The following is an 18,166-nucleotide window of genomic DNA, read 5'->3' as shown; positions in this document are numbered from 1 at the left end:
GCCGTGCTACCATCGCTGCACGATCTACTGACTGCCCTGTTCTCCCCCGGGGTTGCGTGCTGCTGGACGTCGGGCCAGTGGCCCGGTTCTTGCCGCACTCTTGACTATCGAACGACACAGCGTTTGTGAGGGAGGCGAGTGATGGAAAATGTTCGCCGACGCGCGTGGATCGTCACCGCGATCGTGACGGCCGGGTTGCTGGCGCTCATCTACATCGGCTCGCGTGGTTTGCGCGATTTCGACTCGGCCCTGATTGGCTACTGCGTCGCCTCGGTCTTTGCCATCGCCGCGATGACGCACCGCTACATGCTCTGGTTGGGCCGCCCGCCGACCTGGCGCTACTTCCGGGCCGGCTGGACCCACTTCCTCTCAATGGAGAATTTCCGCCGCTACACGTTGATGATCCCCAAGGCGTGGTGGACCGATATCTTCGGCCAGACTTTCATCCGCAAGCGCAGCATGACGCGCTGGATCATGCACATGGCGATCTTCTGGGGTGTGCTGCTGTCGGTCGCAGTGACGTTCCCGCTGACGTTCGGTTGGGTGCGCTTCACGTTGAAGGGCACCGATCAATACACCGCCTGGTTCTTCGGCTTCCCGACGATCAGCTTCCCGATCGAGGCGCGGACCGGCTTCGCCATCTTCCACATCCTCGATTTCACGGCGATTCTGCTCATTATCGGTCTGTCGATCGCCATCTGGCGACGGGTGACCGATCTGGGGTTACTCACCAGCCAGCGCTTCGGCTTCGACCTGATGCCGCTGATCATGCTGTTTGCGATCGCTGTTACCGGTCTGGCGCTGACGGCGTCATCCGGCTGGTGGGAGGGCAAGTTCTACTGGTTCATCGCGCTGGTGCATGAGGTGGTGGTTGTCCTCTGGCTGCTGTCGCTGCCATTCGGCAAGTTCTTCCACATCATCCAGCGACCGGCGAGTATCGGGGTAACGCTGTATCAGAGCGTCAATCAGGACATGGAGCATTACGGCGCGTCCGAGACGGCTGATCCGGCCCGCTCGATTGGCACCGGTGCCTGTCGCCGCTGCGGGGAGGCGCTGCCATCACAGCAGTTCATCACCGACCTGAAAGGTGTGCTGGGTGACCTGGGGCAGGACTACGACCTGGGCGACGATCTGGGTCGGCTGCAGGACTACTGCCCGACCTGTAAGCGTGTGCTGCGAGGACAGGCGTACTACGAGATGATGGGGCGGCGCTTCCTTTAGCCTTGTCTGTTCCGCTTCTGATGAGGAGATGACATGTCGGTCAATAAGGACATTTTCGTCCCCGACCGCGACTTCAATTACGACTTTCAACAGATCGGAAAGACCGGCAGCGAGTGGGCTGAATCGACCCACGTGCCGGAGTCGCTTGTCCCTACCCACTGCTCGTTCTGCGGTGTGCAGTGCGGCATGAATCTGCGGGTGGAGAACGGCAAGGTCGTCGGCGTCGAGCCGCGCAACTACGCACATAACCGCGGCTCGCTCTGTCCCAAGGGTGTCGTTGCTTACCAGCAGGCGAACCACCCCGACCGACTGCTCTATCCGATGATCCGACGCAACGGCAAGCTGGAGCGGGGCGACCGGGACGAGGCGCGTCCTACGTCGTGTCGCGCTGGAAGCAGATTCAGGCCGAGCATGGGCGCGATGCGGTCGCGGTCTACAGCGGTTCGTCGATGACGAACGAGAAGTGCTATCTGGCTGGCAAGTTCGCCCGGCTCGGTTTGCAGACGCGCCACGTCGATTACAACGGGCGGCTCTGCATGTCGTCGGCGGCGGGGGCGTACTCCAAGGCGTTCGGCATCGACCGTGCGCCGCTGCCGATGACCGACATCCCGCTGACGAAGTCGATCCTTGTTGTCGGCTCGAACGTCGCCGAGTGCTTCCCGGTCATGATGCAGTGGCTCTGGAAGGCGCGCGATCGCGGCGCGAGCCTGATCGTCGTCGATCCGCGCGAGACGCCCCTGGCGCGGACCGCCGATCTCTGGCTGCCGGTCAAGCCCGGCACCGACATCGCCCTGCTCAATGCGATGCTGCGGGTCATCATCCACGATGGCCTCGTTGACGAGGAGTATGTGCGCGCGCGGACGAACGGCTGGGACGATGTCGTCGAGATGGTCGAGCCGTTTACGCCGGAGTACGCGGAATCGCTCTGCGGTGTGCCGGCCAAGCGCATCCTCGCTGCGGCGCGGCTTTATGGGCGCGCCGATCCGTCGCTGATTATGCACGCGCGTGGCATCGAGCACTCGTCGCACGGTGTCGATAACTGCCTGGCCTGCATCAATCTGGCGCTGGCACGCGGCCAGATGGGCAAGCCCGGCGGTGGCGCGATGATGATTACCGGCCAGGGCAACGGGCAGGGCGGGCGTGAGGTCGGCCAGAAGGCGAGCCAGCTGCCCGGCTACCGGCACATCGATGTCCCGGAAGAGCGGCAGCACATGGCCAGCTTCTGGGGTATCCCCGAGCCAGAGCTGCCCGGCCCCGGCGCGGCGGCGACCGAGATGGTGCATCTCATGGCCGAAGGTGAGATCCGCAGCTGCCTCGTCCTCTGCTCGAACCTGATGGTCTCGCTGCCGGATCTGAACGTCGTCCAGCGTGCGCTGGAAAATCTCGATCCGCTCGTCGTCATTGACTTCTTCATGTCGGAGACGGCTGAGCTGGCCGACGTCGTTCTGCCCGGCACGGTCTGGTGCGAGGATGAAGGCACGACCACCAATCTGGAGGGTCGGGTCGTCAAGATCAATGCGGCGCAGGAGCCACCGGGCGAGGCGCGGACCGACTGGGCGATCATGAACGAGATCGCAGACCGCATGGGGCGCGGCAATCTCTTCCCGGCGCGCAGTGCGAGGGCGATCTGGGACGAGCTGCGTGAGGCGTCGCGCGGCGGCGTGTCGGACTACTACGGCATCACCTGGGAGAAGATCGAGGATCAGCAGGGCGTTTTCTGGCCCTGCCCGGAGCTCGATCATCCCGGCACGCCGCGCCTGTTCACCGAGAAGTTCGGGCATCCAGACGGACGCGCGCGCATGTTCGCGATTCCGTATCAGCCACCGGCGGAAGAGCCCGGCGATGCCTATCCGTTCCGCCTGACGACCGGTCGTGTCGTCTACCACTATCTCAGCGGCAACCAGACCCGCCGCCTCGGATTCCTGAACAGCCAGGCACCGGAGCCGTGGCTGGAGATCCACCCGCGCGCCGCTGAGCAGTTGGGTATTCAGGATGGCGAGGTCGTTCGTGTGCGCACCAAGCGCGCGCAGATGGATGTAAAGGCGCTGGTCGTCCCGACGATCCGGCCGGATACGATCTTCATCCCGTACCACTGGGGCCACCGGCTGGCGGCGAACCAGCTCACCAACCCGGCGGTCGATCCGACGGTCAAGATCCCCGAGTACAAGGCCTGCGCCGCCGCTGTCGAGCGCATCGGCACCACACCGATTATCAGCGAGAACGGGGTTGTCGAGAACTACACACCCGCCAGCACCCCGACGATGTTCCCGTATGCGGTCGGCGAGGTGAAGGCGGAATGAGGATGAGCGGGTCGTCATCGCCAGCATGTCGAGTAGCAATGAGCGGCAGCATCTTCCTTCTCCTGTCATTTCGAGCCGCAGCGAGAAATCTCTCCTGCGTTTGACTGCGTCGAACGGGTGGGAGATCTTTCGCTGCGGCTCAAGATGACAGAGGGCGGGGATGGCTACCGTTCCGCGCGATCCGGCAATTTGGCGCTGATGGTCCGCTCAATCCCTCGAATAGCACGCGCGATCACGCCGGCAGCGCCCTCCTTCTCTGTCATCCTGAACGGAGTGAAGGAAACGTTTCTCCCGTTGGGAAGCCCCAAACGCCGGAACGGATGTTTTGCTCCGCTCAACATGACAGAAGAAGATCTGGGAGGGCGGCTGCCGATCCGGCGGGCTGTCCGAGCACGCTCACGTATTCCCACATCCCGAGCCACGGAAAGGTCCAGCTATGGCCGTAAAGTCAATCTTTATGGATCCGAGTCGCTGTATTGGTTGCCGAGCCTGTGAGGCGGCCTGTCGTGAGTGCGATACGCACAAGGGCGAGAGCATGATCATGGTCGATTTCATCGACCGTGGCATGAGCGTCGCGACGCAGCCGACCCTCTGCATGCACTGCCAGGACCCGGTCGCGCCCTGTGCGCAAGTCTGTCCGGTGATGGCGATCCTGATCACGCCGGATGGTGTCGTGCAGCAGGCCGAGCCGTCGCGCTGCATCGGTTGCCGCAACTGCGTCTACGCCTGTCCGTTCGGCGTGCCGAAGTTCGACATCGAGGCGCGGCTGATGAAGAAGTGCAACCTGTGCTACGACCGCACCAGCCAGGGGCTCCAGCCGTGGTGCGCGCAGGCCTGCCCGACGCAGGCCATCTGGTATGGGGATTACGAGGAGTTCGTCAATCAGCGTGAGGGTCGCGCGGTGGATGTGACCGTCTTCGGGGCGCAGTCGGTGCGGACGAAGAACTACCACGTCGTGCCGGACGACGAGCCACGCCTGGATGTGACGCTGCTTCTGCTGGAAGCCGAGAACCAGGTCGCGGCTACGAGTGCCGCCGGCGAGGAGGCATGGGTTCTATGAAGCAGGCTGACGGGCAACGGATCAGCAATCGCGAGCGGGCGGAACGCTGGGCCGTGGAGTTCCCCTATGGTTGGGATGCTGACGATGCCGTGTCGCGCCGTCACCTGCTCCGCTGGGCGGTGATGGCATCTGGCGCGCTCTTTGCCGCCACTGCCGGGCTGGCCGGGCTGGGCTTTCTGCGCGACCGGCGCACGGTCGCCATGCGGCAGATCATCAGCGCCGACGAGGTTGAGGTGGGCGGTGTCCACTATTTCGACTATCCCGGCCAGGACAATCACGCTATTCTCCTGCGGCTGACCGATGACCGCTTTGTTGCCTACAGCGGCAAGTGCACCCATCTGTCCTGCGCTGTCTACTGGAACAGCGACCGCCAGATCCTGCACTGTCCCTGTCACGAGGGTGTCTTCGAGCCGGAGACGGGCGATCCGATCGCCGGACCGCCGACCAGGCCGCTGCCGAAGATCGCTGTCCGCCAGGACAACGGCATGATCTACGCGCTGGAGGAAGCGCCATGATTGAGCAATCTGACCGCGACGATCAGCGCCTGGCGATTCCGACCAGTTCGGAGGGACGCCACCCGGCCGTCGGGCAGACCGGCATCGTCATGCTCGGTCTCGCCTTCGGCATCCTGCTCGTCTCGCTCCAACTCTGGCTGCTGACGCTGGCGTTCGACCTCTACCTGCTGGATCAGGATCGCGACACATTGCTCGTCGCCGTCTTCTCGGGGCTTGTCTTCATCGGTGGTCTGGCGATGCTGCGGGTGATTGATCGCTCGCCGAAGCCACCACGCCAGCAGCGGTGATGGCGTGACGCGCGCACCCCGCGTCCCGCCATCGCAAACAGCGCCGGATCGTCGTGAGCATGCGCCCGGGCCGATCGGCGGCCAGTTGGCCAACATCCTTGATGGCCTGCTGGTGCGCTTTCGCTTTGCCTCGATGGTCAAGCGCCACGATGCGCGCTGGATGCTGGCGATCTTCAGCTTCATCAACGGCTGCCTGTCGATCGCGATCATGGCGACGGCGGCGCTTGTCTCCGGTCAGCCGTTCATCTTCCCGTCGCTGGGCCCGACCGCGTTCCTGTTCTTCTACGCGCCGCTGACCCCGCCGGCCAGCCCACGCAACGCATTCATCGGCCACCTCATCGGCGCAGCCGCCGGGTACATCAGCCTGGCGGCGTTCGGCTTGCTGCACGAGGGACCGGCGTTGACGACCGGCGTAACCTCCGGGCGGGTCGGCGCGGCTGCGCTCTCGCTCGGCCTGACCAGCGCGCTCATGGTGCTGGCGCGCGCGCCGCACCCACCGGCCGGCGCGACGACGCTCATCATCTCGCTCGGCATCCTGCGCGATCTGGACCAGATCGCCATCCTGATGGTTGCCGTCGTCCTGCTAACCATCCAGGCCATCGTCATCAACCGGCTGGCCGGCCTGCCGTACCCACTCTGGGAGACGCCGCCCGAGCCGAAGGCGGTAGACGACGGGTAGCAGGGCACGCTTCCCTACCGCCAGCCTGCGATGGCCGGTGCCTCTGAATTGGCGGCTGGAAAGCCATTTCTGCGGTACTGTGTAGTGGAGTGGTGGATGTTTTGTGCAGACAGGAGCACAGTCATGGATAACGATGGGATTTTGGGGATGTTCGATCTGGATCAGGAGATCGAACGATTTGCGCCCGGCGACAACCAGAGCGGACGGCGGGCAGAGATTCTGATCAAGGTCGACAGGATGCGGGTCGTGTTGGTGACCATGAACGTTGGCGCTGAGTTGCAGGAGCATAAGGCACCGGGCCCGATCACTATCCACACACTACGTGGGCGGATGACGGTGGGCTCGCCTCAGGGGGATGTCGACCTGCCTGCCGGCCATGTCATCTCCTTCGCGGAGAATGTGCTGCACTCTGTCCGCGCCGTCGAGGCGGGAGCGTTCCTGCTGACAATCGGCTATCCGGCCGCGCGTGCGGCTGCCGCCGAGTCACGCCTGCCGATCGACGAATAGCGCAGCCTACTGCTCCGTCGGCACCGGCAGCGCCGTGCTCTGGACGCCGTCCAGACCTTCTGCGTGCTGCCGCGTCAGATGACGGCGCGGCCCGTAGTGCCGACGGAGCCAGGCGCTGAGCCCGTCAAGCCCCGGAAAGAGGACGCGCTCGGTGATGTTGGCCTGATCGAGCTTGTCGCGAATCTCCCACTTCAGCTCGGCCGGAATGATGACCCGGCGCAGGAGCTCAGGGTGATCGAGGAGCCAGCGGTCGAGGCTGAGCTGCGGGCTGGAGAGCATTGAGAACAGCGCGAACTGGTTGACGATGCGGTTGTCGAGCGATGGCGGCTCGAAGAAGGCGACGAACGGTCCGTTGTCGTCGGTCAACGCGTCGAAGTCGGCCAGCGACTTCGCGGCGCGTTGCAGCATCTCGGCGGTGAAGACGTTTGCGCCCTCGTCGCTCAGCACCGCGCGCAGCGGCGGTGGGAGCAGGCGCTGCGCCGCGACATAATCCACACACCAGATCAAGCCATCGACATTGAAGTGCTCCAGCGCCGAGGTGGCGAAGTGCATTGCGACGAACGGCGAGTAGGTCCAGTCCAGCAGCCGGGTGGGTAGTCCGTGGTGCTGCGCGACCGCCAGCCAATGCCAGGTGGAGTCGACCGGGATGCGGTCGATCATTTCGAGATGAGCATACTTGCGGAAGTTGCGCAGGAGGTGACCCTCTAGCTGCTGATAGGGACCGCCGAGACGCATCAGGGTCGTATTGAGCGTTGAGAACGACGCGTTCGATACGCCGCGGAAGACATCGTCGGAGCGGAAGCGCTCGATGCCAGGCTCCCACGAGTTCGCGTAAAGTGTGTCGACCAGTTCGTCCCAGCTGTCGACCCGAATCTCGTGCATATGGCCCTCTCGATCGTGCGGGTGTGCGACCTGTTAACAGTACACCGGTCGGCACATTTCGGGACATCTGTCACCGCGCTGTCACGTCAGATTCATCGCGACTTCAGTCCTCGGGGTATGATGTATGTGTGTGGCATGGCGTCTGCAACCTGTTGCATTGATGACGTGTCGCGCATTAGATGACAGGCAGGATGACGTGATTGCAGAAATGATCGTCGTCATCGGCATCGCACTCGCAGTCATCGCCGCGTTGTGGGCGATCCTGATGGTGCTTTCCGGACCACATCGTGACGACCAGGAACCGGTCGTTGGTGTCCAGCGGCAGGGCCGCACCTATATGATTCCCCGTCGGTTACTCGAAGAGAGTTCGGTGAGCTCCAGCATCGGAGCCACGCTCATGAGCATCTGGCGTCCGCTCACCCTCGGCGTGCTGGCCGCCACGTTGCTGGTAGCCGGGCTGCTGCGCTGCGAGTAGCTCAACTCAATCCCCTCGAAATGGTCGTCAATAGAGACGCTCAACCGATGACGCTGCGTTGAATCGGAGGAGGTGCTTCGCGTGCGAGTGCTGGTGCAGGCAGACATGGAAGGTGCCTCCGGCGTCACCGACTACCGACAGGTCGCGGCGATCTGGCCAGAGTTCTGGCGCAGCGGGCGGGCCGCCATGGCGGCAGACGCGGCGTCCGTCGCCCAGGGTCTGCTCGACGGTGGTGCGGACGAAGTCTTCGTCTACGACGGCCACTGGAGCGGCGCGACCAATCTCGATGCCGCCGCGATGCCTGAGGGTGTCGCGCTGCTGCCGGAAGACGACGTGTTCGCCCAGATGCGGGCCGGCGCGTTCGATGCCGTCTTTCAGGTGGGTCGCCACGCGCGCTGCGGGACGAACGAGGGCTTCATCCCGCACACGCAGGCTGCCGGACTGCGGCTGGCGATTGATGGCGACCCGATTACCGAGAGCCATCTGAACGCCTATCGCGCCGGCGTGCCGCTCCTCGGCATCACCGGCGACGACCGTCTCGCAACGCAACTCGATGGACCATTGACCGGTACACCCTTTTTGGCCGTCAAGCGCAGCACCTGGCGCGCGACGACGACGCCGATCTGGCCGAACCCCGATGATGCCCGGCAGGCGATCCGAGCGTTCGCGGCGGACTGCATGCGGCGCGCGGCTGAGCGAACCGCGCCGACACTTCCGACGACGTTTACGCTGCAGGCGTCGATGGCGGCGGACCGTGCTGCAGAGGTCGACGGCAATGCCGGGCTGCGGCGTGTCAGCGATGGCGTGCTGGCAATCGAGGCACGCAACTGGTGGGACGACGCCGAGCCAGCCATGCAGGTTGCCATGGCTGCTGCGTCGCGTGTACTTGCCGATGCCGTTGCTGCCGTTCCCGCCACGTCCGAAGCCAGCCTGGAGCGCGTCGATCCTCAGGTACTCCAGCACGCTCGCGCGACATTCAGCGAGTGGGTGACGACGGAGGAGTGAGGGGTGGCGGTTGGCGGCCCTCACCCCCCGGCCGCTGCCCGGGTGCCCCTTGGGCGATGGCTCCCGCCCAACGTTGGGAGAGGGGGTGTCCTGTGTTTGGGGGGTGGCTGCCGCTTTTGGGCAGAGCTGGGTGTTCTGGGTTTCAGGCCATTCTTCTGGGCTGAATTCGACATAATGGCGTAACTGCCGATAATTCTTCGACTATTCAATCTGGCCCCGAAATTGATCGCTTTCCATCTTTCGGTATATCGCCCTGTGCATCGTTCCGTGCGTCTGGTATAGTTCCGCGCCGTGGAAGTATTCGGCCTGGCCGAATCTTATGTAGTGCAGTGTGCAGAGCTAAAGCCGGAGGACAATGCCTCATCGTAATCGAGACGAACAGCGGCAGCGCCTGATTCAGCTGTCGCAGGAAATACAGACACGCATGGCGCGTGCGCATTATGCGGCGGAATGGTCGTCACTGGATCTGACCATGCCGCAGTTCCGCACGTTGGGGCTGCTCTCGACCGGGGCGTATCGCATGAGCGAGATCGCGTCGACGATGGGCATCAGCATGCAGGCGGCGACGAGCCTGATCGACCGGCTGGTCGACAAGCAGCTCGTTGAGCGGCATCACGATGTGTCCGACCGCCGCGTCGTCCTCTGCCGACTGACGGCAGCGGGGCAGGCTGAGATCGATCGGCTCTACGCCGTCGGACGCAGCCGGATGGATGAGCTGGTCAACATCCTGAACGACGACGATCTCTCCGTCGTCGTCGATGCCTTTGAGATCCTGGCTGCCGCCATCGAGCGTTACGCATGTGCCGACGCTGGTGAAAGTGCCGGAAGTGCCACACATATCGCCGATACACCAACGGAAGAGCACCCACTGTGAGTCGAGTTATTTCCTGGCTGAGCGAGCTGTCGTATCGCCGCGCCGGGTATGTCATTGCCATCGTTCTCCTGCTGAGTAGCTTCGGCGCGGTCACGCTGACCCGCGTTGATCAGGAGCTGCTGCCCGATATCCAGTTCCCGCTGGCGACCGTCATCATCCAGAGTCCCGGTGAGCAACCCGAGCAGCTCGTCCAGAGCACGGTCGGGCCGATTGAGGCGGTGACGCGCAATGTCGAGGGCGTGAAGTCGATCGAATCTACTTCGGTCTCCGGCCTGAGCGTCATCCTGTATAGCTTCGAGTTCGGCACTGGCCTCAAAGAGATGGAGCAGCGGCTGGGCGAGGCGATCGACGCATCGCCGGTCGGTCGCACCGCCAACACGACGATCCTGACCTTCGATCCGGCTTCGCTGCCGGTGCTGACCTTTGACCTGCAGGGCGACCTGTCGCAGGCCGAGCTGCTCAAGATCGCGCAGGGGCAGGTCATCCCGTCGCTCACGAACCTCGACGGCGTGGCGGCTGTCGACGTCGTTGGCGGCGCGATTGACGAGGTGCTGATCACGCTCGATCGTGCTGAGCTGCTGGAACGCGGCATCAGCTACGAGCAGGTCAGCCAGCTTCTGCAAGCCAACAATGTCATCCTGCCGTCTGGTCAGCTGCAGACCGGCGATACGGTGCTGCCGTTGCAGACGGTGGCGCTGCTCACCAGCATCGACCAGATCAGCGCGATCAGCATTCCGACTGCCGACGGCTCGACCGTCCGGCTGGATGAGATCGGCACGGTCGAGCTGCAATCTGGCACGCCGGTCGGCTACAGCCGCACGGATGGTCAGCCGTCGGTGTCGGTGCGGGTGACGAAGGATACGAACGCCAACACGGTCACGGTAGCCAACTCGGTCGTCAGCGCGCTCGACGATCTGAACGGTCAGCTGCCGGACGGTGCGTCGATCTCGATCTTCGAGAATCAGGCTGACTTCATCACGGCTTCCATTCGCAGCCTGGTGGAAGAGGGTGTGATCGGCGGCATCCTGGCGATCGTCGTTGTCTTCCTGTTCCTGCGCAACTGGCGCACGACGCTGATTACCGCCGTCTCGATCCCGCTCTCGCTGGTGATAGCGGTGATCGTGCTCGACCAGATGGGCTACTCGCTCAACATCATGACGCTGGCTGGTCTGACCATCGCGATCGGTCGCGTGATCGACGATTCGATCGTCGTGCTGGAAAACGTCTACCGCCACATGGCCGAAGGTGAACCGCCGTTTGCGGCAGTCATCAACGGCGCACGCGAGGTGACGATTGCGATCCTCGGTGCGACGGCGACGACCTGCGCGGTGTTCCTGCCGCTCGGGCTGGTCGGCGGCCTGATCGGCGAGCTGTTCCTGCCGTTCGCAATCGCGGTCGTCGCGGCGCTCGTCGCGTCGCTGCTCGTGGCCGTGACGGTCGTGCCGATGATGTCGCGCTTCACGCTGGCCAACAAGGTGAAGGTCGAGCCGGAGAAGCGCCCCGGCGACACCGTGCTGGGCCGCATCTACACCCCTGTGCTGAAGTGGGCGTTGCGCAATCGCTGGAAGACACTGGCGATCACTGCCGCGCTGTTCATTGGCAGCATGGCGCTGACGCCGCTTCTGCCGGTCGCGTTTTTGCCGGATTCCGGCGAGAACGCCATCACGATCAGCGTTGATGCCCGGCCGGGCCAGACGGCTGAGTCGGTGCTGGATGAGGCAATCCGCGTCGAGGGTCTGCTCGATCAGCTTGGCGCGATTGGCTACCAGACCGTCATCACCGGCGCGTCGGGCGACATCGGCGCGATCGGCAACATCATCACCGGCAACTCGCCGAACAGCGCCACGATCATCGCCGATTTGCCGTCTGATATGGACCGCCAGGAGGCGGCCACCGATCTGCGCCAGATGCTCGCCGAGCAGATGCCCGAGTCCGACACGATCTCAGTTTCGGCATCGAGCGGCGACTTCGGTTCGGGCGTGAGCATCACGCTGTCGGCCGAGACGCCGGAGGGCGTTGCGGCGCTGCCGGACTTCACCGCCCAGGTAGCCGAAACTGTGGCCGGTGTTGAGGACACCGCCAACGTCAGCAGCAACCTCTCTGCCGTCCAACCGTCGGTTGAGATTCGGGTCGATCAGGAGCGCGCTGCCGCAGCCGGGCTTGCTCCGGCGCAGATCTCGGGTTCGCTCGCCAGTCTGTCGTCGGTCACAACCGTGACGATGGCGACGCTCGATACGGGCACGCATCCGGTGCGCCTGATCGTGTCCGGCGCGGATGCCAACGACGTTGATGCGCTCGCCGAGCTGGAAATCGCCCGTGGTGTGAAGCTTGGCGATGTCGCCGACCTGGAGGTCGTTGACAAGCAGGTGACGATCACGCGGGTGAACGGCAAGCCGGCAGCGACGGTCTCAGCCGACATCACCAGCCAGAACACTGGCGGCGTCTCTGCTGAGGTCCAGCAAGCGGTCAACAAGCTCTCCGCGCCGAGTGGCGTCGAGATCCTTGTCGGCGGTGTGGCCGGAGATATCGACGAAGGCTTCACCGGCATGTTCATCGCGATCCTGACATCGGTCGCGCTGGTCTATCTGATCATGGCCCTGCTCTTCGGCAGCTGGCTCGATCCGCTGGTCATCCTGTTCACCTTGCCGCTGGCGGCCATCGGCGCGATCGTCGCGCTGCTGGTCACTGGCTCGGCGATCAGCCTCAGCGCGCTGATTGGCATCCTGATGCTCGTCGGCATCGTCGTGACGAACGCGATCGTGCTGCTGGAGTTCGTCATCATGCTGCGCAAGGAGCGCGGCTACACGCTCGACGATGCGCTCGTCGAAGGTGCGCAGACGCGCCTGCGGCCGATCCTGATGACGGCCTTCGCAGCGATGCTGGCGCTCATCCCGCTCTCGCTCGGCCTGACCGAGGGCTTGTTGATCGCCAGCGATCTCGGGCGCGTCGTGATCGGCGGTCTCTTCACCTCGACGCTGCTGACCTTGCTGGTCATCCCCGTCGTCTACAGCCTGTTCGACGGGCTTCGTGAGCGGCTACGTCGCCGTCGTGGCGAGGGACCGGCGGCGACTGAGCGAACCGCGCCGCGTGCTGAGCTGAGTGGAACAGGAGACGCGTCATGAGTGAGCGATCGCGGTACTTGACGCACCTGCTGGCGGTGACCGGCGATGAGCGGACAGATGATCTGCTCATCGCCTGGTCGGCGACGCTGGCTGCGGCGTTGCATCTGCCGCTGACGCTGGTGCGGGTTGTCGGTGAGGCGGGCTCGCCGGATGCGGAACCGACGGTCGTTGCGGAAGACACACTGGCGATTCTCGCGTCAGATGCACGATTGACACGAGTGGACGTCCGTACCCGCGTACTTACCGGTGATCCACTGGAGGTCGTGCCGGAGGTCGGACGCTCAACGCCCGGCTCGCTGCTGATTCTGGTCGATCCGGATCGGCAGGTGGGCGAGGCTGGTGAGCCGCGAAGGTTCCTGCAGGAGCTCGACGCGTTGACAACGCCGTTTGTTGTCATCCCGCCGGGGGCATCTGCGCCATCGCAGATCAATCGGATTGTTGTCGGGAATGATCGCTCGGCGCTGGCGGAGGCAGTGCTGCGTGTTGCGCGCCAGATCGCGCACTCACTGGCCGTTGACGTGATCGAGGTCGAGGCCATTGAGCCCGACACGATCGACACGGCTGCGTTTCTCGCGCAGGAGCCGCAGATCGCGGCGCGGAGTGTGCGAGCACGCGGACTCGCGAGCCGTGTGATGATACGGACCGCCCAGGCACGGGACGCAGCGCTGATCGTTGTTGGCTCGCACGGCATCGGTCGTGGCGCGTCATCACTCGCCGGCCGAACGACCGAATGGCTGATCGCACATGCCGATCGCCCGGTGGTCGTCGTGCCGGAAGTTGGCAGATAGCCGGGAACGCCCGGCAGTATTCGGAGGCACCCAGAGCTTGGAATCATTCTCCCCCACAGTTGCAGATAACGAATCACCCTTTGGTGAAGCGCACGAGTCGCGCTGGAAGCTGATCTCGATCGTCGCGTCGGTGATGCTGGGCATGTTGCTCTCGTCACTCGACCAGACGATTGTCGGCACTGCGATGCCGCGAGTCATCGCTGACCTGAACGGCCTGGAGCACTACGCCTGGGTTTTCACGGCCTACATGCTGGCCTCGACGGTGAGCGTTCCGATCTACGGGAAGCTGTCCGACATCTACGGTCGCCGACCGTTCTACGTGCTTGGCATGGCGATCTTCCTGGTTGGCTCGGCGCTCTCCGGTATGGCGCAGACGATGCCGCAGCTCATCCTGTTCCGCGGTATCCAGGGCCTCGGTGCTGGCGCGATGATGCCGATTGCGATGGCGATCATCGGCGACGTCTTTCCTCCGTCAGAGCGCGGGAAGTGGCAGGGTCTGCTGATGTCCGTCTTCGGGCTGACGACGATCGTCGGTCCGACGCTTGGCGGCTGGCTGACCGACAACTGGGGCTGGCGCTGGGTGTTCTACGTCAACATGCCGGTTGGCGCGATCGCGATCATCGTCGCGGCGCTGGCGCTGCCGCGACAGGTCAGCAAGCGGGCGCACACGATCGACTACTACGGTGCGGCTGCGCTGGTGGCGGGCGCAGTGCCGCTGCTGCTCGGCTTCTCGTGGGCCGGCACCGAATACGCCTGGACGTCTCCGCAGATCATCGGCCTGCTGGCGTTCGCCGTCATCATGCTGACCGCGTTTGTCTTCATCGAGACACGGGCGGCGGAGCCGATCATCAGCCCGCATCTCTTCCGTAATCAGATCTTCACCGTCTCGTCGCTGGCCACATTCCTGACGGCGGCGGGTATGTTCGGCGCAACGCTGTATCTACCGCTCTTCATTCAGGGCGTGCTGGGCAAGAGTGCGACCAGCTCTGGCGCGGTCCTGACGCCGATGATGCTCGGCTTCATCGTCAGCAGCATCGTCGCCGGGCAGATCATGTCGCGCACCGGTCACTACAAGATGCTTGCGCTGGGTGGCTTCATCGTTGGTACGATCGGCATGGTGTTGCTGGCGATCATGCCGGCCGACGTCACCAGCAGTGTCGTCGTGCGCAACATGGTTATCCTCGGTCTCGGCATCGGTGTCTCGATGAGCCTGTTTACGATCATCGTGCAGAACGCGTTCCCATTCCGACAGCTCGGCGAAGTGACCGCCAGCCTGACGTTTTTCCGCTCGATTGGTGGGACGATCGGCGCGGCGCTGTTCGGCACGGTTATGACGAACCGCTTCCACGCCGCGTTCAACGCCAGCCTGGCGCCGGAGGTTCGGGCGGTCATTCCGGAAGATCAGCTCTCGCAGCTCGGCAATCCGCAGGTGCTGCTCTCGGAGCAGACGACCACGAGCCTGCGCCAGCTGTTTGACTCGGTCGGCGCGAACGGCAACGATCTGTTCAATCAGTTCATGCTGACGGTCCGCGACAGCCTGTCGGCGTCGATCGGCGACCTGTTCATGGTTGGCGCGGTCGCGATGGCGGTCGCGCTGGTATCCGTCCTCTTCCTGAAGGAGATCCCGTTGCGATCGAGCTTCAGCGAGGATGCGGTCGCGACGACCGGCGAAGCGGTGGCCGGTGCCTCCCCGGAGATGCCGTCGTCGCTGGCCGGTGGGCAAAGCACACCGATCAATCGTGACAACGACCCGTTGGTCCAACGGCCGGTGCCGGACGCTCGCGACTAACCGGCAATCGCTGGATCTACAGATTGCTCTGATGAACAGGGCAGCGTGCATTCATGCGACACGCTGCCCTGTTCGCTTTGCCATGCTGTTTGCCCTCAGCGCCGATCCTGCTACGCTGCCTGCCGACGATGTGCTGAGAGTCACAATGATTCGCACGCATGTGTGTTCTGATGGGCCAGCGACCGTTGCACGATAGTTCGACGCCGAGAACGAAAGGCCAGGCGATGAACGCTCAGCCAGTTGAATCGACCGCCGATGTTGTCGTGATCGGAGGAGGGATCGTCGGCGTCTCTGCTGCCTATTACCTCGCCAGGCAGAGGGCGAACGTCGTCCTGCTGGAGAAGGGCAGTATCGGCAACGAGCAATCGAGCCGCGCCTGGGGCTTTGTCCGCCAGCAGCGGCGCGACCCTGCCGAGCTCGGGCTGGTTATCGAGGCCAACAAGATCTGGCGCAATCTCTCAGCCGAGCTTGAGGCTGACATCGAGTGGGTCCAGGGCGGCGTGCTGACAGTCGCCGCCAATGACGAGCAGTACGAGCGCCACGAGCACTGGCTTGAGTCGGTGCGCGACTTCGGCGTTGAGACCCGCATGCTGTCCCGCGAGGAAGTGTCCAACCTCATTCCAGATATGCAGGGCTCCTGGGTCGGCGGTATGTATACGCCGAGCGACGGCCACGCCGAACCAACGAAGGTATCGCTGGCGCTGGCGCGCGCAGCTGAAGCGCTCGGGGCCACGATCTACACCGACTGTCCGGCGCAGCGCATCGAGCTTTCGGCCGGACGCGTGAGTGGCGTCGTGACGCCGCGCGGCACCATCAAGACGCCGATCGTCATCTGTGCCGCCGGTGCGTGGTCGACCAAGATCGCCCGCACAATCGGGATTGATCTGCCGCAGGTGGCGGTGCTCTCGACGGCTGCCGAGACGGAGCCAGTGCGCGAGGTGACCACGACCGCGGTCTGGTCCGATGGCTGCGCATTTCGGCAGCGCCCCAACGGGCGCGTTTACGTCGCCGGAGGCGCGCGCGGCGAGATCGACCTCACGCTCGACTCGTTCCGCTACGCGCGTCACTTCGTGCCGAACTACCTGAAGAACCGGGGCGTGTTCCGCATGCGGGCCGGGTCGCGTCTGCTGCACGACATCGGCGACGCAACCGGGCTGCGCAAGGGCGACGGGCTGCCCGAGTTCGCGCACGCAGGCGACACCGAGCCGAAGCCGGATATGAAGATCGCCCAGACCACTGTCGAGAACTTCATGGCGCTCTTCCCATCGCTCGGCCATGTCCGCCTGCGACGTGTCTGGGCCGGCTGGATCGATTCCACGCCGGACGCCCTGCCGGTGCTCGGCGAAGCGGGTCACGTCGAGGGCTTTGTGCTGGCGACCGGCTTCAGTGGCCACGGGTTCGCGATGGGGCCGATCGTCGGACGGCTGATGTCGGAACTCGTCCTCGATGGCCAGACCTCGGTCGAGATCAGCCAGCTCTCCTACGATCGCTTCCGTGATGGACGCCTCGGCCCGGCAAAGAGTCTCTTCTAGCGTTCTGACAGAGGGGCAGGCTTATGCAGACATCCAGTACGCACATCGTCGATCTGTCGCATCACCTCGATACAAACATCCCGATGTTTCCCGGCCTGCCTGCGCCGGAGAGCGAGGAGTTTGTCTCGCGTGAGGCGTCGCGGGCGCACTATGCTGGTGACACGACGTTCCTGATCCAGCGCTTCCGCCTCATCGGCAACAGCGGGACCTACATGGACACGCCGTTCCATCGCTATGCGGACGGCGACGATCTGGCGAGCCTGTCGTTGGTGCACCTTGTCGATCTGCCGGGTGTCGTGGTCGATGCCACTACACTGGTCGCCGCCGGTCGCATGCATGTCGATGCTGACGATCTGGCGGATGTGCCGGTCGAGGGGCGCGCGGTGCTGATTCGCACTGGTTGGGATGCGCACTGGGCTGGCCCGGACTATCTCGGTGCGAATCCGCACCTCACCGATGCGGCCGGACGACTGCTCGTCGAGCGCGGGGCTGTACTGGTTGGCATTGATAGCTGGAACGTTGACGACACGACGGATGGACACCGGCCCGTGCATTCGCGGCTGCTGCGGGCCGGTATCCCGATCGTCGAGAATCTGTGCAACATCAACCAGCTCCCAACCAGCGGCTTTCGGTTTCACGCCGCGCCGCTGGCGATTGTTGGGGGATCGGCCATGTCGGTGCGCGCCTACGCCGTCGTTCAGGACGACGCGTTCGTGGGCGGGGCGACCAGCAGCCCGTCCGGCTCGCTCGTGCCGATGGCGAGGACGAATGTTTCCTGACCGAGGATCGCCTCGCCCAGCGCGTCCTTCGCCCGACGGAACGGGCTGTCCTCACCAAACTGCGTCGCGTGGCTTTCGAACGAGCGCCACTTCTTGTCGGCCCACGGTGCGACGTCCAGATAGAGATCGACCTCGTCGTCGGGCCAGCCTGCATCATTCTCGGCCAGGTCCTCCGCCCAATCCGTTTCGATGCCGGCGGCTCGCATCGCCTCGAGCATGCCGCGAAGCGCCTGCTGGGGGATCACCGACCACCAGACGCGCGGAGTCCGCCAGGGTGAGCCGAGGTCCGGCGCGTAGGCACCGACGCCGGCCGCGCTGACCGCCGCCATGGCGTTGTGGTGCATGGCGATG

At 64.3% G+C, this 18,166-nt stretch carries 18 protein-coding genes; 16 read left to right on the top strand and 2 right to left on the bottom strand.

Annotated elements, in window-relative coordinates:
* Positions 1-141 precede the first annotated feature (141 nt).
* The 8 genes from M9890_09470 (at position 142) to M9890_09435 (ending at position 6,569) form a co-directional block, all read left to right on the top strand.
* Positions 142-1,221 (top strand): hypothetical protein, encoded by a 1,080-nt coding sequence (locus M9890_09470; protein ID MCO5177183.1) that lies wholly within the window; start codon positions 142-144, stop codon positions 1,219-1,221.
* Between the two features lie 33 nt (positions 1,222-1,254).
* Positions 1,255-1,674, top strand: a complete 420-nt coding sequence (locus tag M9890_09465; GenBank protein ID MCO5177182.1) for a hypothetical protein — start codon at positions 1,255-1,257, stop codon at positions 1,672-1,674.
* Complete coding sequence (locus M9890_09460) at positions 1,602-3,521, top strand: molybdopterin oxidoreductase family protein (GenBank protein MCO5177181.1); 1,920 nt, start codon at positions 1,602-1,604, stop codon at positions 3,519-3,521. The genes M9890_09465 and M9890_09460 overlap by 73 nt, the downstream gene beginning before the upstream one ends.
* Before the next feature lie 541 nt (positions 3,522-4,062).
* Positions 4,063-4,581, top strand: a complete 519-nt coding sequence (locus M9890_09455) for a 4Fe-4S binding protein (protein MCO5177180.1) — start codon at positions 4,063-4,065, stop codon at positions 4,579-4,581.
* The gene (locus M9890_09450; GenBank protein ID MCO5177179.1) at positions 4,578-5,096 is read left to right on the top strand and encodes a ubiquinol-cytochrome c reductase iron-sulfur subunit; all 519 of its coding nucleotides are present in this window, start codon (positions 4,578-4,580) and stop codon (positions 5,094-5,096) included. Before M9890_09455 ends, M9890_09450 begins: the two co-directional genes overlap by 4 nt.
* Entirely contained in the window at positions 5,093-5,383 is a 291-nt protein-coding gene (locus tag M9890_09445; GenBank protein ID MCO5177178.1) for a hypothetical protein, read from the top strand. The genes M9890_09450 and M9890_09445 overlap by 4 nt, the downstream gene beginning before the upstream one ends.
* 4 nt (positions 5,384-5,387) lie before the next feature.
* Complete coding sequence (locus M9890_09440) at positions 5,388-6,062, top strand: HPP family protein (protein ID MCO5177177.1); 675 nt, start codon at positions 5,388-5,390, stop codon at positions 6,060-6,062.
* Positions 6,063-6,185: 123 nt separating this feature from the next.
* Positions 6,186-6,569: a hypothetical protein gene (locus tag M9890_09435; protein ID MCO5177176.1), complete on the top strand. Its 384-nt coding sequence runs from the start codon at positions 6,186-6,188 to the stop codon at positions 6,567-6,569.
* Positions 6,570-6,575: 6 nt separating this feature from the next.
* Here M9890_09435 and M9890_09430 read toward each other — a convergent pair whose 3' ends face one another.
* Entirely contained in the window at positions 6,576-7,451 is an 876-nt protein-coding gene (locus tag M9890_09430; protein ID MCO5177175.1) for an FRG domain-containing protein, read from the bottom strand.
* A 196-nt stretch (positions 7,452-7,647) separates the two neighbouring features.
* Between M9890_09430 and M9890_09425 the strand changes: the two genes are divergently transcribed.
* The 8 genes from M9890_09425 to M9890_09390 all read left to right on the top strand — a co-directional run bounded on the left by M9890_09425 (position 7,648) and on the right by M9890_09390 (position 17,815).
* The gene (locus M9890_09425) at positions 7,648-7,926 is read left to right on the top strand and encodes a hypothetical protein (protein MCO5177174.1); all 279 of its coding nucleotides are present in this window, start codon (positions 7,648-7,650) and stop codon (positions 7,924-7,926) included.
* An 81-nt stretch (positions 7,927-8,007) separates the two neighbouring features.
* On the top strand, positions 8,008-8,931 hold the full coding sequence (locus M9890_09420) for a M55 family metallopeptidase (protein MCO5177173.1): 924 nt from the start codon (positions 8,008-8,010) through the stop codon (positions 8,929-8,931).
* A 424-nt stretch (positions 8,932-9,355) separates the two neighbouring features.
* Positions 9,356-9,805, top strand: coding sequence for a MarR family transcriptional regulator (locus M9890_09415; GenBank protein MCO5177172.1), 450 nt, complete (start codon positions 9,356-9,358; stop codon positions 9,803-9,805).
* Positions 9,802-12,927 carry an efflux RND transporter permease subunit gene (locus tag M9890_09410; protein MCO5177171.1) on the top strand — a complete coding sequence of 1,042 codons (3,126 nt, stop codon included), beginning with the start codon at positions 9,802-9,804 and terminating at the stop codon, positions 12,925-12,927. The genes M9890_09415 and M9890_09410 overlap by 4 nt, the downstream gene beginning before the upstream one ends.
* Positions 12,924-13,715: a universal stress protein gene (locus M9890_09405; protein MCO5177170.1), complete on the top strand. Its 792-nt coding sequence runs from the start codon at positions 12,924-12,926 to the stop codon at positions 13,713-13,715. The genes M9890_09410 and M9890_09405 overlap by 4 nt, the downstream gene beginning before the upstream one ends.
* Positions 13,716-13,752: 37 nt before the next feature.
* The gene (locus tag M9890_09400) at positions 13,753-15,504 is read left to right on the top strand and encodes an MFS transporter (protein MCO5177169.1); all 1,752 of its coding nucleotides are present in this window, start codon (positions 13,753-13,755) and stop codon (positions 15,502-15,504) included.
* Between the two features lie 224 nt (positions 15,505-15,728).
* Positions 15,729-17,036 (top strand): FAD-binding oxidoreductase, encoded by a 1,308-nt coding sequence (locus M9890_09395; GenBank protein MCO5177168.1) that lies wholly within the window; start codon positions 15,729-15,731, stop codon positions 17,034-17,036.
* A gap of 23 nt (positions 17,037-17,059) precedes the next feature.
* Positions 17,060-17,815 (top strand): cyclase family protein, encoded by a 756-nt coding sequence (locus tag M9890_09390; GenBank protein MCO5177167.1) that lies wholly within the window; start codon positions 17,060-17,062, stop codon positions 17,813-17,815.
* On the opposite strand, the gene M9890_09385 is transcribed toward M9890_09390, so the two are convergent.
* Positions 17,734-18,166: hypothetical protein (locus M9890_09385; protein MCO5177166.1), on the bottom strand; the 433-nt coding region annotated here is incomplete at its 5' end. The genes M9890_09390 and M9890_09385 overlap by 82 nt on opposite strands.

This window comes from Thermomicrobiales bacterium (assembly GCA_023954495.1).
Classification (GTDB): Bacteria; Chloroflexota; Chloroflexia; order Thermomicrobiales; family CFX8; genus JAMLIA01.
Note: the sequence above shows the minus strand (reverse complement) of the source record. Positions and strands in the feature narration are given on the sequence as shown.